A 17,343-nucleotide genomic window follows, 5' to 3' on the forward strand; every position below is an offset into this window, starting at 1 on the left:
TCAGGCGCTCTTGCGGCGGCTCGACCGTGATGCGGTTGCCCGGCTTCCCGCCGCCTTCGAGGCCGGAGCCTTGACGCTCTTGCTGGCGGTTGCCCGGCTCTTGGCGGGCGCGCTCTTGGTTGTGCCGCCCTTCTTGGCAGCCCCACCATCGCCAACCGACTTCTTGAGCGCAGCCATCAGATCGATGACATTGCTGCCGCCGGGCCGGCTCGCCTCCTCGGCATCCTCGAGAATGCGCTTGCCGCCCTTCGCCTTGCGCTTTTTCTCGATCAGCCCCTCGAGAGCCTCAATGTAGCGATCCTGAAATTCGGCCGGGTGGAACGGCGCGCTTTTCTTGTCGATCAGCGCGGTGGCGAGATCGAGCAGATCGGCCTCCGGCTTGGTGTCTCCGATATCGCGGAAAAAGCCCTGTGCCTTAACCACCTCATCGGCATAGCGCAGCACTTCCATCACCAGCCCGCGCCCGCATGGTTTGATCGAGACGAGTTGCTCGCGCCCACGCACGGATAATTGGCCCAAGCCGACCTTCTTCGCCTGCCGCAAGGCATCGCGCAGGACGACATAGGCCTCCTCGGCGAGATCGTCCGCCGGCACGACATAATAAGGCTTGTCGTAATAGAGCACATCGATCTCGCTCGCGTCGACGAACTGGACAAGGTCCAGCGTCTTGCGGCTCTCGATCTTCACCGCCTCGATTTCCTCGTCATCGAGCAGCACATACTGCCCCTTGGAAACCTCGAAGCCCTTCATGATCTCGTCGCGATCCACCGGCCCAACGCCGGGCGCGACCTTCTCATAGCGGATGCGCTTGCCGCTCGGTTCATGGACCTGATGAAAGGCGATCTTGGCGCCCGAGCGCGTGGCGGAAAAGACTTCCACGGGGATCGAAACGAGCGCCAGCTTGATCTGCCCACGCCAATATGCACGCGCTGCCATGAGATACCTCCGGGAATGAACCCCGCGGCGCGGTGGTTGGTTCCCCGTTTAGCGCTAGGTGGCTTCGACAATTCCAAAGTTGGTAGAATGGCGGCTATCCCATTCCATTTCCCCGAAGCTGCCTTTCCGGACACGACGACATTGCGGCCGGTGTTAGATGGTGGGGCCCTTCTGCTTGGTTACGCCAGACCATCCAGGAGCTTCATCGCAAGCGCTCCGTGTCTTCCGACATTGGAGACGGCTTTCCATCATCTTTCTGACCCGAACTTTAGCGCTGCATTGCGCGTACTTCGAAGGACGGAAAACTGTGAGAACTTGCATGCGGAATTTTGTCGTGGCGAGAAGATATTTGTCGAGTGTTTTCCAATCAATAGCCGATCCGTTCCATCGAGGGGCCCCTGCTTTTGAGAGCGATATAATGTTAGCTCCTTGGTGCATCTGGGCTTCCCACCTATCACCCACCCAATGCTTGCTCGGAGCTGGGCAAACTTTTAGCGCCGCACTAGATGATGACGTGCTCAAGGCTGCAAGGCAGCAAACACCAATAGCAAGACTAGCGTGTTTCATAAGGCATGATTTGGATGGATTGATTGGTGTGTCAATGCCCGTTTCCCAAGCCTTTTCTGACTTGCATCTTCTCCCTGTCTCCGATCGAAGCGGATGCTTTCAGGTCGGACTTTGTCCACATAACTCTACCGCATAACCGTCATGGGGCTATGGTCCACGCCAATGCTGCTGCCAATGGTGCAGCCAGGCAGAGGAAAGTGCCAAACGGCAGGCGCAGGTCGCCGGACAGCGTCCGCCCCTTCAGGCGCAGGATGACGGCCCAGATCAGCCCGCCCATGCTGGCCAGCAGCAAGACGAACGGCAGCAGTTGCCAGCCGAGCCACGCGCCGATCGCGCCAAGCAGTTTGGCATCCCCCAAGCCCAGCCCATCGCGTCCGCGCAGGCGCCGGTAGCTCATGGCCAGCAGGAACAGGCCGATATAGCCGATGGCCGCGCCGATCATGCGATCCGCAAAAGGCGCGGGCACCAGCCAGTCGCCCAGCGTGAGGCCCAGCACCGCGAGCGGCAACGTCAACGCATCCGGCAACCAGAAATGGCGCGCATCCAGCACCGCCAGCGCCAGCAAGATCCACAGCGCCACCGCGACCAGCGCGGCAGCGGGCAGCGGCAGCATCAAGGCGCAGACGCCGCCGATCAGCGCTGCGCCCAGTTCCATCATCATATGCGCCGGATCGATCCGTGCCCCGCAGGTCCGGCATCGCCCGCGCGTCCGCAAGGCGCTGAGCAGCGGGATGAGGTCGATTGCGCCCAATGTGCGCCCGCAGGCATCGCAGGCCGAGCGACCGCGCATCACCGATTCGCCCCGCGGCCAGCGGGTGACGATGGCGCCGAGAAAACTGCCGGCGATGAGACCAAGGCCGCAGCCCAGCGCCACGCGCAACAGATCGGCCCCCAACATCACGCGATCAGAACCGGCCGACGGTCCGCAGCACCTGCTCGCCATTCACCGCCTGAAAGCCGTTGGCGCCCAGCGCCGCGCCGATCAGCGGATCGGTTGTGCGCATGCGCATCGTTGCCTCATAGCTGCCGTCCTGCTTGATCCGCACGAACAGTTGCTCCTGACCGGACTGGCTGACCAGCGGCAGTTCCACCACATCGCCCGCGCACCGCACGGCGCCGGCAAGGCCATTGGCGAGACCCAGCCCGCTCATGATCGCCGGCACGCGCGCGCGCACCCGCCCTTCCGCCTTGGTGCACATGCCGCCGGAGAAGTGGACGGTCATATCCTCGAACTCGACCCGGCTCACCGGCAGCGGCGCCAGCGGTGCGCCGAGCGCGACCGATCCGGTCACATCGTCAACACCGCGCCGGTTGAGCCCCAGCGTGAAGGCCCCGCTGATATCATCGCGGTCACCCAGCCGCCGCACGATGTCGATGCGCACGCGGCCCACGAACAACTGGATGGGACTGAGGAACACATCCACCGTGCCCAGCTGAACACCGCGGATCTGCAACTCCTCGGCGCCTCCCCACCAGATGGGCCCGCGCAGGGATCGGGCGGCGACGCCCATGTCCTTGAGGCCGAACAGCGCGAAAGCGGCATAAAGCGGCCATGTTACCAGCAGCGCGATCAGGAAGATCACGCCGAGCATTATGCGCGCCCGCGTCGTCTGGACCATCGCCATCATGGCTGCGTCTCCTGGAACACGGCCTGTACGGAGACGGTGCCTTCTGCCGCGCCGGGGACGATGCTGATCGTCTGGACCGCAACCCCGTCTGCCTCCAGCCGCGCGATCCATTGCAGCAACGGCCCGACGCGCGCCGAGGCGATATTCACCGACATGCGGCCCTGCCCCTGCTGGTCGGCGCGATCGAGCGTGAAGCCCGCTTCCGCTGCTGTCTGGCCGATGCGTTGATCGACCGCGAGGCGCTCGCCCTGCACGCGCTTTGGCGGCTTCTGGCGCAATTCCGCGACCATGGCCCGCACCGACGCATAGCGATCCAGCGCGGCGCCTTGTCGCTCCCAGCCGGCTGCCAGGCCATCATTGACCGGACGCCAGACGCCCAGCCACAGGAAGATCAGCAACGCCACGATGCCCAGCCCCGCCATGAAGCGACGCTCGGCCAGGCTGTGATTGGCCCACCAGGTCCGCAGCCCCTGCATCAGCGCACCACCGTGATATCGGCGACGATCCGCGCGCCGCGCTGCTGAACGGCGTTGGCGCTAATCCGCCAGCCGGCCTCCTGAATGGCGATCAGCACCTCATTGATCTCCTCGGCCTGATTGGCGGACAGTTGCACCCGCAGCGCGCCATCGCTGCCCTGATTGATGCTGGTGAGCGTGACATTGGCATTCACCTGCATGGCGCTCATCAGCCCGGCGACCGTGCCGGTGAAGCCGCCGCGCCCGCCCCGCGCGCCGAGCAAGGCGGTCACGCGCGCCTCTGCACCGGCCGCATCGGACACCGCAGGATCGACACTTTGCGCGATGGCCACGGTCTGGGCGTCCAGTCGGGAGGCCTCCGCATTCAGCCGAACGATGGTGATGAGCGAGACGATAAGGCTGGCCAGCAGAATGAGCCCGAGCATGATGGCCATGCGCCGCCAGCGATCCTTGCCGAACAAGGCCGGCGCGCGGCGAGCGAAGGCGCCCTGCCGCAGATCCAGCGGCGGCGTCGCCAGCGCCAGCAACAGCGCCTCATCGACATCATCCGGCGGCAGACGGGTCAGCGGCGCCTCGCCGATGATGAGCGGCGCGTGCGGCTCGCTGCCATCGAACGCGCTGTCGCGCCCGCGCACCACGTCCGCGCCGCCAATGGGCGCATGGACAAAGCCATCCTCAGGCGCCGGCAGCAGCAGCGCGGAAGGGACGAGGCTTGCCTGCGCGATGCCATGCTCTGTCGCCCAGTCCACCCAATGCGTCATGGCGCTGCGGCTGGTGACGGCCACGACATGCGGCGCATCGGGATCATCATTGGCGGCAGCGGCTGCGTGAAGCTGGTCGCTATCGCCAATGCTCGCCTCCAGCGCCATCAGCCGCGCGGCGGCGGCGCCTTGCTTTGGCGTCATGCCGGGGCAGGCGATGAAGTGGAGCGTCGTCACATGCGGCGGGAGCACCAGCATGGCGTGGCCGACGGCGGGCTCGGTCTCATTCGCCTGCTCGGGCGGAAACCACTCGGTCCCGCGCCCGCGCCGCACGATCTGCTCGTCCGCCACCCGATACCAGACCGGGGGCGTGTCGCTTTCGCGCGGGAGGACAATGACATAATCGTGCTTCAACTCTCGTCACCCCATTGGCGGCGCATCAGCCGGGCCGGCTGCGTCTCCGCATCGATCAGCACAATCTCACTCACCTGGTCTCCCCCGAGATCCGCCCGTAACGTCGCTTCGAACCAGCGCGTCCTGGCCACGGTCTGGTTCTTCACATCCTCGGGCAACGCAAGCCTGACAAGCTGCGGGAGAGACCAGAAGGCGTTCACGCTGCCATACCCATCCGCAGGGCGCTGCGCCAGCACCTGCCGCGCCTGTTCGAGCCCGAGACCGTCCGGCGCGAGCATGGCCAGCAGCACGGCCTGCCCCGGCAGCAGCGTATTGATGTTGATCGGCGAGAGCCGCGTCGTCGGCAAGGCGCAGACCCACGGGCGGATGCGCTGATAGACCTGCGGCGTCATGGCATTGACCATCAGCAGCTCGCTCGGATCGGCCATTAATGTGTTGGCCGCGCGATAGGGCGGATCGAACCCCGCATAATAATTGTCTTCCGCGCCGCCATTGCCCGGCTCTGAATCGCTGTCGATCCAGTCGGCTGCGGAAATCGCGATCTGGGTGGCGGCATTCTGATCCACGCCGAGCAAACGCATCAGTGCCGCGAACTGAGCGATGCCGACCGGCCGGGCAGCGAGTTGCATGGTGGAGGCATCCCCCTCTACCCCACCTGCCGGCTCCGGCCCCACGACCAGACTGTTGAGATTGAAGCAATTGCCGCGATCCACCAGCTGCACGGTCACCGCGCCGCCGGGCACAGAGATGGTCTGGTCGCGGCCCAGCCAGCCGCCCTGCAAGGTGGTGCGATCCGCATTCACCGCCACAAGGTCGCTCACCAGATTGGCCACCATCTGCTCGCCGGTGAGCAGATAGGCGCGGCCCTGATCGGCCGAGACAATGTTGCGGGTCATCCGGCTCGCCAACGTCAGCCGATCCAGCGCGACCGCCGTGACGACCGAGAGAATGGCCACAAGCAGCAGCACCGTGAGCAGCGCAGCGCCCCGCTCGTGGGCCGGCGTTGCCGCGCTGGCATGAAGGGGGTCAGGGCGCACTGGCAGCCTCCGCCCCCTCAGCCGGCGGCTGATACATGGCAGTGCCGACCGGAAAGCGCAGCGTCACCGGCGCGGCGCCCCGGCGCTCCACGCTGATCTCGACGACGGTCGGCAGTTCGGTCGGCCGGGCGGGCGCCCAGCGGTCCTGCCAGGCGCCATTGCGCGCCCGGTAGCGCAGGCTGAGCGTCGTCACATTCTCGAACAGCACGGATGGGGCCGGCGGCTGCGCGCCATCGAGCGCCGGGTAGCCGATGCGTTCCAGCCGCCCATCCCGCCACCAATATTCGATCTTCTGCAAGGTCGGTCGGCGCAATGTGGCAGGATTGCTCCAGCCCGCGCGCACGAACTGGATCAACGGCTCCTCGCTCTGCGCGGCGCGGCCGAAGAAGGCCGGTGCGAACGTCCCGGCCTCGGTCCGGCTGATCCGCGTCACAGCCTGCGAGAGATCGGCATCGAGCAGGGACACGCCGCGCTGCACATCCGCCAGCGCATCGAGATTGCGGCCGATGGCGGCCTGCCCGTCTACGCTGGTGCGCAGCAGCACGACACCGGCCGTCGCGAGCATGGCGAAGATCATCACCGCCACCAGCAGCTCGATGAGGGTAAAACCCTCCTCGCCCGCATGGGCATGGCCAATGGCGCGCGCGTCAGTCACCGCTGGTCACCTTGCCATCCAGCGTCATGCGCACCGGCAGTTTCTGCCCGTCACGCTCCAGCGCAAAATCAAGCGGCTGATCGGCCTGCCCGACGCTGTCGAACATCACCCGCAGGCGCGTCTGCTGGCCGAGCGCGGCGCGGGTCTCGCCGGACCAGTCATGCGCGGCCAGCGGTCCTTCCGTGATCGGCTCCCACTGCCCCTGCGCCCGCCGCTCGAAACCATAAGCGGTGGTGGAGACCCACAGGGCGACCGGGCGTCCGGCGATGACGGCACTGTCCCGCGCGGCGCGCACACGCCCGGCAAAGCGGTCCACATCGCCCGAAACCCGCCCGCGCGGATCGGCCATGGTGAGGACAACCGCGCCCGAGATCAGCCCGATAATCGCGATGACGACCATCAGCTCAACCAGCGTGAAGCCGGCCGTACCGCGCGTCACAGGCGAAGCAGGGGCCCGCCGCATCATTGCGCCGGCCGCCCGAAGGTGAGGACGGCAGGCGACTGGCCCGGCCCGGCATCCACACGCACCGTCACAATGAGCAGGCGCCCGTCTTCCCCCTTGTCGACCCGCTGAATCCACGGCCATTTGCGGCCGCCATTCTCGGCCACGCCGTTGCTCGCGCCCAGCGCCGGGGGCTGCGGATCGGTCATGCGCTCGATCATGAGGTTGCGCGCGACGATCTGCGCCATGGTGCGGCTGTTGAGATCGACCGAGGTCCGCGCCGAGACGCCTTGCAGGCGCACCAGCGCCAGCGCGGCGAGGCTGAAGATGGCAAGCGCGACCAACATTTCCAGCAAGGTGAAGCCGGCGGATGCGCATGCGCGGCGCGGCATGGGCAAGCCCTGCCGATGACCGGGCGTGCCCCGCCTCATGCCTCAATCTCCCTGACGGACCCGCGCCGGTGCGCTGCCCTTAAAGATCGCTCGAATAGATGTCGGCATTCTCGCCCTCGCCTCCTGTCTGGCCGTCGGCGCCCAGCGAATAGACGTCGAAGGCGCCGCGACGGCCGGGGGCGGCATATTGATAGGGCTTGCCCCAGGGATCGTTCGGCAGCTTCTTGACGTACCCGCCGACGCGATAGCGCTCCGGCTGCGCCAGGCCCGGCGGCGGCGCGGTGAGCGCATTCAGGCCATCGCTGGTGCTGGGATAAGTGAGGTTATCCAGCCGATACTGCTCCAGCGCCGATTCGATGACGGAAATATCGGCCTTGGCCTTGGCGACATTGCTGGTGCCGAGCGCGCCGAACACATTGATCGCCACGATGGTGCCGAGCAGGCCGATGATGACGATCACCACCAGCAGCTCGATGAGCGTGAAGCCCTGCTCGCTCGGCCGCTGCGGCCCCCGCAGGGCCGGCCCGAAGGATCGCGACCGCCGTGCCTTGCGGCGGAGGGAGGAAGCGAGAAAACGCGCGAACTTCATGAGTCAGACTCCGGCACCGGTGAGATTCTGCAGCTGCATGATCGGCAGCAGAATCGAGAGGATGATGATCGCCACGATACCACCCATGAGGATGATGATCAGCGGCTCCAGCATGGAGAGCGCCGCAGCGGTAAAGCTGTCGAACTCGCGCTCCAGATATTCGGCGGCGCGCTCCAGCATCAGGTCGAGCTGGCCGGCGCTTTCGCCGCTGGCCGCGAGATAGACGAGCAGCGGCGGGAATACATCGGCACGGCGCATCGCGGCGGACAGGCTGCCGCCACCGCGCACCGACTCCACGATCTCGCTCGTCGCGGCCCGTAACACGCGGTTGTGGATGGTCGGCACGGTGAGCGAGAGGCCTTCCATCACCGGCAGGCGGCTCTGCACCATCGTCGCCAGCGTGCGGGCCATGCGCGCGGCGTGGAGATCGCGCAGCAGCCGGCCGACGAACGGCACGCCAAGCAGCATCGCATCGGCACGCAGGCGCACATCCTCATTCTTGAGCGCCCGCCAGCCGATCAGGCCGAGCGCCACCAACAGGATGAGGATCGCCCACCACCAACTTGCCAGCATATTCGAGATGCCCATCACGATGCGCGTGAGCAGCGGCAATTGCTGGCCCAGCGTATCGAACTGTTCGACCACCAGCGGCACCACGAAGATCATGAGCGAAATGATGACGATGACCGCGAACGCCGCGAGAACGGTCGGATAAGCCAGCGCCGTCAGCAGCTTGGAGCGCATCACGGCCTGCCGTTCCAGCAAGACCGCCAGCCGCTCGGTAAGCATCGGAAGACTGCCGGAGCGCTCCCCCGCTGCGATCATCGCGCGATAGAGGCCGGGGAAGCTGCGCGGGTCCATGCCCATCGCCTCGCCCAGCGTGCGTCCCTCGACCACGCCCTGATGGACCCGCGAGACGATCTCGCGCACATGGGGCTTCTCGCTCTGCCGGGTGATCGTGCGCAGCGCTTCTTCCAGCGGCGAGACCTGCGCCAGCGTGGAGAGCTGACGCGTGAACAAGGTGAGATCTTTGTTTGAGAGCCGATTGCGCTCGAAGCTGAGCAGGCTGCGCGCCGGCCGGGCCTTGCCTTCGGCCTTGGTACCCGAGGAGCCCCGCCCCTCGCCGATGCGCACCACGAACAGCTTCTTCGCCGCCAGCGCGCTGCGCGCATCGGTGGCGGTTTCCGCGCGGATCAGCCCGCGCTTCTCCCGCCCGGCGCCGTCGATGACGACATAGTCGAACTCAGGCATGGCCGTTCTCAGGCATCACGACTTCAGGCATCGACCGCTTCACGCCGCGAGATGCGGATCGCTTCTTCCGCGCTCGTCTCGCCGCTCAGCACCAGCGCCCGCGCTGCGGAAATCAGATTGGGGGCATTGAGATAGGCGTGGCGGGCAATGCGCGATTCATCGCCGCCCTCGTTGATCATCCGGCGGATCGTCTCATCGACGCGAATGGCCTCAAACACGCCGATGCGGCCCTTATAGCCGCTATTGCCGCACTGGTCGCAGCCGCGCGGGCGATAGATCAACGTGCCCTCGTCAATGCCGAGTAGCGCGCTGACTGACTTGTCCGCCGGCACCTGCTCGCGGCAGTGCGGGCACAGCCGCCGCACCAGCCGCTGGGCGATGACCGCGCGCAGCGTTGAGGCAAGCAGGAATGGCTCCACCTTCATGTCGCGCATCCGGGTGATCGCGCCCACCGCATCATTGGTGTGAACGGTCGAGAGCACGAGGTGACCGGTGAGCGAGGCTTGCACCGCGATCTCCGCCGTCTCCCGGTCGCGAATTTCGCCGACCATCACCACATCGGGGTCCTGGCGCAGAATGGCGCGCAGACCGGCGGCGAAGGTCAGGCCGACCTTGGCATTGACCTGCGTCTGGCCGACACCCTCGATGGCATATTCCACCGGGTCCTCCACCGTGAGGATGTTGCGGCTGCCGTCATTCAGCTGGCGCAGGCCGGCATAGAGCGTGGTCGTCTTGCCGCTGCCGGTCGGGCCGGTGACGAGAATGATGCCGTTCGGCTCCTCCAGCGCGCGACGGAAGACGCCATCGGCCGTGCCGGCCAGCCCGAGCACATCGAGCGAAATGCCGGCATTCTCCTTGTCGAGGATACGCATGACGACGCGCTCGCCCGCCCGGCTGGGCAAGGTCGAGACGCGCACGTCCAGCAGCTTGCCCCCTAGCGTGAGGCCGATGCGGCCATCCTGCGGCACGCGCCGCTCGGCAATGTCCAGCCGCGCCATCACCTTGATGCGGCTGACGACGACCGGCGCGACATGCGGCGGCATCCGCAACGTCTCGGTCAGCACGCCATCCATGCGCATCCGCACGACAAGGCCGGTCTCGTAAGGCTCGATATGAATATCGCTGACGCCCTGCCGGGCCGCTTCGGCGAGAATGCCGTTGATCAGGCGGATCGCCGGGGCGTCGTCGCCGCTGTCGAGGAGATCCTCGGCGGTCGGCAGGTCGCCGGCGATGAAATCGAGATCGTCGCCGCCCATGGCGAGCGAGCCGGCCATCGCCGCTGCCGAGCCTTCCATGGCGTAATGGTTGGAGAGATGCTTGTCGAAATCCTTCTGGCTGACGATCGAGACATCGAAGCTGCGAGCAAGATGCCGGCGCACCTCCACCAGCACGCGCGGATCGGCGCCCTCCCGCATCGCGACGGCAAGGCGGGGCTGCGCGGCATCCGCATCGGCCTTGTCCGCCACCAGCACCACGCCATGCTTGCGCGCGAAGGCATAGGGAATATCGACCGGCAAGGTCTCGTGAACCAGCGGTGCGGGTTCGTCAGATGCCTGCACCGGCACAGCGGGTTCATCCAGTGCCGGCACCGGCAAGGGCGCGCCTTCGGCCTGAGCGGGGCGCTCGGGCTCGCTCATGGCACGTCCGTCGTCTTGACTGCGCCGGGCCGCACGACCTGCTGGGAGCGCACCTCCTGCCCGGTTGTGATCCGCCCGTCGACGACCTGATCGCCGGGCTTGGGCTCGGCGACCGGCGGCGTCGTGCCCAGATATTCGCGCACGAGCTGATCGATGGACGGCTCGACATCCGGGTTGGCGAGCATCTGCTGGCCGCGAATATAGCCATAGCGCTGGGCGGTCATCTTGCGCGCATCGGCGCGACTGCCGAGGATCGTCGGGCGGATGAAGACCATGAGGTTGGTCTTGGCCTTCGCCCGGCTGCGCGACTTGAACAGCTCACCGATCAGGGGAATGTCCCCCAGCAGCGGGATCTTCTCGATCGTCCGGCGCTCATTCTCGTCGAGCAGGCCGCCAATGGCGAGGATATCGCCATTATCGACCAGAACCGTCGTCTCGAACTCGCGCTTGTTGATGATGAGATCGCTGCTGTTGTTGGAGACCGGTCCGGCGACGCTGCTGACCTCCTGCTTGATGAACAGCTTGATCGTCCCTTCCGAGCTGATCTGCGGCGTCACGTCGAGCATGATGCCGACATTCTGCCGCTGCACGGTGCGGAACTTGTTATCGAAATTGGGGCTGAGCGCCTCGCCCGTCGCAACCGGCACTTCCTGCCCGACGAGCATCTTGGCCTGCTGGTTATCGAGCGTGGTGATGTGCGGCGTCGAGAGGATGTTGCTCTCGGTATCCGACTGGACGGCGTTGATGATCGCGCCGAACACGCCGTTGCTGCCCAGTTCCGTCGCGATGCCGCCAAAGCCGCCGCGCGCCGCCGCCAGCGAATCGACGGCCGCGCTCTGGAGCTGATTGGCAAGGCCGCTATTCTCGGTCGTGGTCGTCGTGGTGCGCGTGCCATCGGGCGCCACCACCACCGTTTCCGTCTGGCTCAGATTTCGGGCGGCAAGCGCGCCGGCCAGCGTCAGGATGTTCGGGCTGGCATTGGAATAGTTCGTCGCGGCAAAGCCGGTCGACGTGCTGCCGACAAGGAACTGCACGCCGAGTTGCCGCGCGGCATTGTCGCCGATTTCGACGATGATCGCTTCGACCAGCACCTGATCGCGACGGGTATCGAGCTGGCGGATCACTTCGCCAAGCATCCGCTGCGTGTCGCCATTGGCCGCGACGATCACCGCATTGGCGCCCTCGTAGCGGGTCACGACGGCGGGCCCGCGCCCGATGCCGCCCCCGCTCGAACTGCTCGCCGGTGTGGCGGCGGGGGCCGCGGGTGCGCTGCCAGCCCCGGCGGGCGCGCTGGGCGCATTCGAAGCGGTCGGCGTCTCCGACACCACCCCGGCCTGACCCAGCAGTTGCTGCAGCACCGGCAGCATCTTGTCGGCATCGGCATGCTGCAGCCAGTAGACGCGAATTTCCGTGCCCGAGGCGGCGCGCGCGTCGATATCCCGCACCATCGCGGCGAGGCGCTGCACGGTCGTCGCGTCACCGCGCAGGGCGATGCTGTTGGAACTGTCGATCGCGACGATACTGGCGCGGGAGGGCGCGCCTTCCTCACCGGCGAGCAGACCTTGCAGCGAGGTGGCGATCTCACGCGCGCCGGCATTTTTCAGCGTGATGAGCTGCGTGGTCGATCCATCCGTATCCACCTGCGCGAGCACCTGCCGGATGCGCCGGATATTGTCGGCATAATCCGCCACCACGATGGAGCGGCCGGAGCGGTTGGCGGTGATCGAGCCATCGCGGCTCACCAGCGGGCGCAGCGTTTCCAGCGCCGATTGCGCGTCGATGGAGCGCAGGCGGATGACTTCCGTCACGAACTGGTTGCTGTTAGCGGCCCGGCCCACCTGCCCCGGCTGGCCCGCCGCGCCCTCGACCGGCTGGATGCGGAACGCACCGCCCGCGGCAGGCACGGCGACCAGCCCGTTGGCGCGCAGCGTCGAAAGGAAAATCTCGAAATATTCCGAGCGCGACAGCGGCCGGTCCGTCACGACCGAAACCTTGCCCTGCACCCGATTGTCGATGATGAAGGTGCGCCCGGTCACCCGCGCCGCATCCTGAATGAAGGCGCGCACGTCGGCATCCCGCACATTCAGCGTCAACTGGCCGACCGCCGGCACGGCGAGCAGCAGCGCGATCATAGCGCTGCCGGCGAAACGGCGGAATTTGGGAAGCAGGGTCATTGGCGTTCCGGAAGATTGAGTGAGATGGGCACGGTGGAGGCACCGCGCTCGACCATGAGGGACAGGCGCGCACCGGGCCGGAGCGCCGCCTGCAACTGGGCGATGTCGCCCATGGATGTGACCGGCCGCCCGTTGATCTGCACGATGATGTCGCCGGGCCGGAAGCCGACCTGTGATAGTGCGCCGCTATCGCTGCCGGCGTTGAGGACGATGCCTGTGACTTTCCCGTCCTGATTGCGCGGCGCCATGTTAACCGCCTTCATCACCGAGTCGGGCGTCAACGCCGCGGCAGGCGCCTGCGGGCCGGCGCCGGTCGTCATCTCCGGCGGCATGGCAGGGCCGCCCTCGGCCGGCGGCGCGGGCACCACGGGCGCGTCGCCACCGGACTGATCGATGTAGAGCGTCTCGCCGACACCGCCGCGCTCGATGACGACATGATCGAACTGCACGGCCTTGAGGATGATGCCCGGGGCGATCTGATCGCCCACCGCATAGCTGGCCTGCTCGCCCGCTTCATTGGCGATAATCGCCGAACCCTGGCCCGACGCCTCGTTGAGACGGATGCCGAACAGGCGGAACGGCAGGGACGTGACTTGCTGCACGCCACCGCCCGCGCTCGCGCCGGTGCGGAAGAACGGATCGAAGCCGGCGAACAGGGCGCTCCGCGCATCGGCGGACACGAGCACGGGCTCACGCGCGCGCCAGTCGCCGAACAGGCCAACCGGCGTGCCGAGCGCCCAGAGCAGCCGGGTGATCTGAATAATGAGGACGACGAGCAGCACCGCCTCGATCCATTGACCGAGGCTGGAAGAACCGGCGGGCCGGCCCTGTCGCGCGCGCCGAATGAGATCGGTCCACCGCATCCTAGATTTGATGCCCTCCAGCAAAGCAAGCGCTGCCTATGCGCGGTGTATGACTGATCCGTTTCACCATGGTTACCAAAAAATGACAACCGACGCTGAGATGCGCTGAATGGCCGGTCGGACGCCGTCTACCCCGCAAAAATAATCGCCGTGGAGCGGTTGATCCAGCTCCGCTCCCGTTGCTAGACGCACCGTTCAGCCATGTCGATGCTCGACGCACCTCTTCTTGCCGGTCAGCCGGGCATTCAGCGCCTCCCTCGGCGCGACCTCACGCTGTTCGTGAAGAAGGGTTTTCTCGATTCGGACGAATGCGCAGGGCTGATCGATCGCATCGAAGCCAACCGCCGGCCTTCCACCATCGCCGATGATCTCGGCTACGAAGCCTTCCGCACCAGCGAGACCTGCGATCTGGAGGATAGCGACCCCTTCGTCGCCGCGATCAACGCCAAGCTCGCGGCCTATAGCGGCATCGATCCCGCGCAGGGCGAGCAATTGCAGGGGCAGCGCTACGCCGTGGGTCAGGAATTCAAGGCGCATACCGATTATTTCGAGCCGGGCGGCATGGATTTTGAGCGCTATTGCGGTCGCTCGGGCAACCGCACCTGGACGTTGATGGTCTATCTCAACCAGCCCGCCGCCGGCGGCGCCACGCGCTTCACCCAGGTCGACAAGATGATCCAGCCGGAAACCGGCAAGCTGGTCGCCTGGAACAATCGCCTGCCGGACGGGACAATGAACCCGGCCACCATCCATCACGGCATGAAGGTGCGCTCGGGCGTGAAGTACATCATCACGAAATGGTATCGCGAGCGCATCTGGGCGGGGTAAGCCCGGCGCGGTCCCCATCCCGATCAAGCCCGCGCGCGAAAAAGGGCGACCATGGGGCCGCCCTCCTTCGTTCACGCTATGGGTGCGTCAATCGGATCAGAAATTGACGCTGAACGATGCCTCGACGCTCGTGCCGGGCTTGTAGAGATTGTAGTAGACCCGATTCACGCCGTTATCCTGAAATTCCTTGTACTTGGTGCCTGTGATGTTGCGCACCTCCAGCTTCAGCTCGCTTTCAACCCGGCCGAGCTGGATGCCCTGCCGCGCCACGAAATCGACCGTGAAGCCCGGCTGCTCGACAATGTCCGGCTGGCCGGAGAAGCCGCGCCGCGTCACGCGCTGGCTGGCATAGTTGATGAGGAAGGTCTGCTGCGAAAGGCGCGACGTGTCCTCGAGCCCGATCTGCATGTTGAGCAGGTGATCGGACTGGCCGGTCAGCGACGCGCCATCGCGGAACACGTTGGTCGCGACCTGCGGTGGCACGCCGTAGATCAACACCTGATCGTCCGCCTTCACCTTCAGCTTTGAGCGCGAATAGGTGTAGTTGAGGATCGTCACCACGCGCCGGTCCGGCGCCATGCCCCCCAGCGACCAGTATTTCTGCGTCTCGAACTCGACGCCGTAGAGATTGGCCTTGGGCGCGTTGGCAAAGCTGGTGGTGAAGCTGTTGTCGCCGACGGGCGAGATATAGGTCTCGATCGGGCGGTCGATCTTCTTGTAGAAGCCCGCCAGCGAGATGCGCTGATCCCGCGCGAAATACCATTCGTAGCGCAACTCGGCGTTGAACAATTCGCTATCGACCAGCAGCGGATTGCCCTGGAAGGACGTGTTGGTCTCCGGATCGTAATAGGATTGGAAGATCAACTCGCGGAACTGCGGGCGGGCGATGGTCTTGGAGGCATTGGCGCGCACCTGCATATCGCCGAACGCGTAAGTGAGCGTGGCGGTGGGGAGCCAATAGTCCTTCTTGAGACCCGTCGAGGCATTGGAACTGCTCGGAACGCTGAACACCTGGATCGGCCGCACCGCTTCAAAACCACGCTCGTAGCGAACGCCGGCGTTGAGATCGAGGCCGTCCATGAGCGTCGCCTGGATCTGGCCATAGGCGCCATGCACTTTCATGCGGGCGCGGAAGGCCGGATCGGTCTCGGTCGTCTCGAAGAGCTGGTAGCCGAAATATTTTGCGAGGTCGCCGTCCAGCAACAGATCGGGACGGAGCGCACCAACGCCAGCCGGGAAGCTGCCCGGCGCCTGGATGCGGAAGTCGCGCCGCTCGGAGGTGCGGATCGTCTTCATATAGGCATAGCCCACAGTCGCCCGCACAGTCGACAGCAGCGGGTAGGACAGGTCGATCCCGCCCGAGAGCAGGTTCTCATTTAGGTCCGAGAAGGAGAAGTTGGCCGTACCCACCTGCCCGCTCAGGCGGTTGATGTACTGATCGCCGAACGGATCGATGCTGGTCGGCGCGTTGGTGCGGACATAGGTGAAGCCGAGCTCGTAGGGCGCCTCGCGCTGCGAATTGGCGTAGCTGCCGCGCAGATCGACCTTCAGCTCGCCAAAGCGCAGCTCGCCAACCAACTGGGTGTTGATGAGCTGGCGCTCATACCAGGCGGTATCCTGATTGAGGAAATCGAACCCGGCGGACGCCGCGATCTGGCCGTTGGAGAGCCGCGCCTGCTTGATCGTGTCGCGAATGTAGAGGTTGGTCCAGCGCAGCTTCTGCTCGCCAAATTCCAGGCCAAAGCCGAGCAGGCCGTTGACGACCACGCGGTTGTCGGTCGCGACCGTGTGGAAATCGCTTCCGAGCTGCGACAGGTCCAGGCTGGCGGCTGACTGCTGGAGAATGTCGCGCGTGCGCCACTTGCTGCTCCAGCCGGCGCTGGCAATGACGCCGAGCGTCGACCCGCCAAGATCCAGGCTGGTGCCGGCGCTCAACGCCACGCTGCCGCTCGGCGGCATGTTGAAGTTGCGCTGGACGATGGCGTTCCGGCCGTTTGCGATCTGGCCGATGATGGCTGCCTGATCGACGCCCACGTCGCTGATCTTGGCGCCGCTGGCGAAAAACTGGGCCAGCGCCGGCGGCGTATCGCGCGCGCCATTGTCAAAGCCCGACCAGTCGGTGCGCGAGCCATAATAGGTATAGCCCAGGCGACCCGTGGTCTCGCTGTTGAAGCTGAGCCCGCCCGAGATGCTGAGGAAGGAGTCATCCGGGATCGCGCGGGTCGTGAGGTTGATCACGCCGCCACCGAACTCGCCGGGGAAATTGGCCGAATAGCTCTTCTGCACCAGCGACGAGGCGACGAGGCTGGTCGGGAAGAGATCGAGCGGAACGACGCGCTTGAGCGGCTCCGGGCTCGGCAATGGCGAGCCGTTGAGCAGCGCCAGCGAGTAGCGATCGCCCAGACCGCGCACATAGACATAGCCGTTGCCGACCACGCTAAGCCCGGTCACGCGCCCGAGGGCGCCGGCAATGTCGCCCTCACCGGTGCGGGCAATCGCTTCGGCCGAGAGCAAGGAGACGACGGCGGGTGCCGATCGCTCGATGTTCGCGCCGCGACGGCCGGTGACGATGATGTCGCCGCCGCCGGGAATGGAAACCTCTGCGGCATCGGCGGGTGCAGCCGCCGCTTCGCTCGCGCCGTCGGCGGTCTGCGCGGCATCCATGTCCTGAGCCCAGGCGGCGGATGCGGTCAATGCGGTTGTCACGAGCAGCAGACCCGCGAAACGGAGCGGCGTCACCATCGATAGTCCCC

General features: G+C 66.0%; 16 protein-coding genes. 1 reads left to right on the forward strand and 15 read right to left on the reverse strand.

Annotated elements, in window-relative coordinates; genetic code table 11:
- The 14 genes from M2332_RS05645 to M2332_RS05710 form a co-directional block, all read right to left on the reverse strand.
- A complete protein-coding gene (locus M2332_RS05645; protein WP_264573298.1) occupies positions 1-936 on the reverse strand; it encodes a Ku protein in 936 nt (311 codons plus the stop codon).
- 706 nt (positions 937-1,642) lie between these two features.
- Positions 1,643-2,401 carry a prepilin peptidase gene (locus tag M2332_RS05650; RefSeq protein ID WP_264573299.1) on the reverse strand — a complete coding sequence of 253 codons (759 nt, stop codon included), beginning with the start codon at positions 2,399-2,401 and terminating at the stop codon, positions 1,643-1,645.
- A gap of 7 nt (positions 2,402-2,408) precedes the next feature.
- Entirely contained in the window at positions 2,409-3,131 is a 723-nt protein-coding gene (gene gspN / locus M2332_RS05655) for a type II secretion system protein N (protein WP_264573300.1), read from the reverse strand.
- Entirely contained in the window at positions 3,128-3,607 is a 480-nt protein-coding gene (locus tag M2332_RS05660; protein ID WP_264573301.1) for a type II secretion system protein M, read from the reverse strand. Before M2332_RS05660 ends, gspN begins: the two co-directional genes overlap by 4 nt.
- Positions 3,607-4,722 carry a type II secretion system protein GspL gene (gene gspL / locus M2332_RS05665; protein WP_264573302.1) on the reverse strand — a complete coding sequence of 372 codons (1,116 nt, stop codon included), beginning with the start codon at positions 4,720-4,722 and terminating at the stop codon, positions 3,607-3,609. The genes M2332_RS05660 and gspL overlap by 1 nt, the downstream gene beginning before the upstream one ends.
- Positions 4,719-5,759 (reverse strand): type II secretion system minor pseudopilin GspK, encoded by a 1,041-nt coding sequence (gene gspK / locus M2332_RS05670; protein WP_264573303.1) that lies wholly within the window; start codon positions 5,757-5,759, stop codon positions 4,719-4,721. Before gspK ends, gspL begins: the two co-directional genes overlap by 4 nt.
- Complete coding sequence (gene gspJ / locus M2332_RS05675; RefSeq protein WP_264573304.1) at positions 5,749-6,414, reverse strand: type II secretion system minor pseudopilin GspJ; 666 nt, start codon at positions 6,412-6,414, stop codon at positions 5,749-5,751. The genes gspK and gspJ overlap by 11 nt, the downstream gene beginning before the upstream one ends.
- Complete coding sequence (locus M2332_RS05680) at positions 6,407-6,880, reverse strand: GspH/FimT family pseudopilin (protein ID WP_264573305.1); 474 nt, start codon at positions 6,878-6,880, stop codon at positions 6,407-6,409. Before M2332_RS05680 ends, gspJ begins: the two co-directional genes overlap by 8 nt.
- Positions 6,877-7,287, reverse strand: coding sequence for a type II secretion system minor pseudopilin GspI (gene gspI / locus M2332_RS05685; RefSeq protein ID WP_413715516.1), 411 nt, complete (start codon positions 7,285-7,287; stop codon positions 6,877-6,879). The genes M2332_RS05680 and gspI overlap by 4 nt, the downstream gene beginning before the upstream one ends.
- Before the next feature lie 40 nt (positions 7,288-7,327).
- Positions 7,328-7,837: a type II secretion system major pseudopilin GspG gene (gspG, locus tag M2332_RS05690; protein WP_181560238.1), complete on the reverse strand. Its 510-nt coding sequence runs from the start codon at positions 7,835-7,837 to the stop codon at positions 7,328-7,330.
- Between the two features lie 3 nt (positions 7,838-7,840).
- Entirely contained in the window at positions 7,841-9,088 is a 1,248-nt protein-coding gene (gene gspF, locus M2332_RS05695; protein WP_264573306.1) for a type II secretion system inner membrane protein GspF, read from the reverse strand.
- Between the two features lie 23 nt (positions 9,089-9,111).
- Positions 9,112-10,725, reverse strand: coding sequence for a type II secretion system ATPase GspE (gene gspE / locus M2332_RS05700; protein ID WP_264573307.1), 1,614 nt, complete (start codon positions 10,723-10,725; stop codon positions 9,112-9,114).
- On the reverse strand, positions 10,722-12,899 hold the full coding sequence (gene gspD, locus M2332_RS05705; RefSeq protein WP_264573308.1) for a type II secretion system secretin GspD: 2,178 nt from the start codon (positions 12,897-12,899) through the stop codon (positions 10,722-10,724). The genes gspE and gspD overlap by 4 nt, the downstream gene beginning before the upstream one ends.
- Positions 12,896-13,762, reverse strand: a complete 867-nt coding sequence (locus M2332_RS05710) for a type II secretion system protein N (RefSeq protein WP_264573309.1) — start codon at positions 13,760-13,762, stop codon at positions 12,896-12,898. The genes gspD and M2332_RS05710 overlap by 4 nt, the downstream gene beginning before the upstream one ends.
- A gap of 201 nt (positions 13,763-13,963) precedes the next feature.
- On the opposite strand from M2332_RS05710, the gene M2332_RS05715 reads away from it, so the two are divergent.
- Entirely contained in the window at positions 13,964-14,590 is a 627-nt protein-coding gene (locus M2332_RS05715) for a prolyl hydroxylase family protein (protein ID WP_181560242.1), read from the forward strand.
- Between the two features lie 96 nt (positions 14,591-14,686).
- Here M2332_RS05715 and M2332_RS05720 read toward each other — a convergent pair whose 3' ends face one another.
- Positions 14,687-17,332, reverse strand: coding sequence for a TonB-dependent receptor domain-containing protein (locus tag M2332_RS05720; RefSeq protein ID WP_264573310.1), 2,646 nt, complete (start codon positions 17,330-17,332; stop codon positions 14,687-14,689).
- Positions 17,333-17,343 lie beyond the last annotated feature (11 nt).

It is taken from the genome of Sphingobium sp. B11D3A (genome assembly GCF_025961695.1).
Taxonomy (GTDB): Bacteria; Pseudomonadota; Alphaproteobacteria; order Sphingomonadales; family Sphingomonadaceae; genus Sphingobium.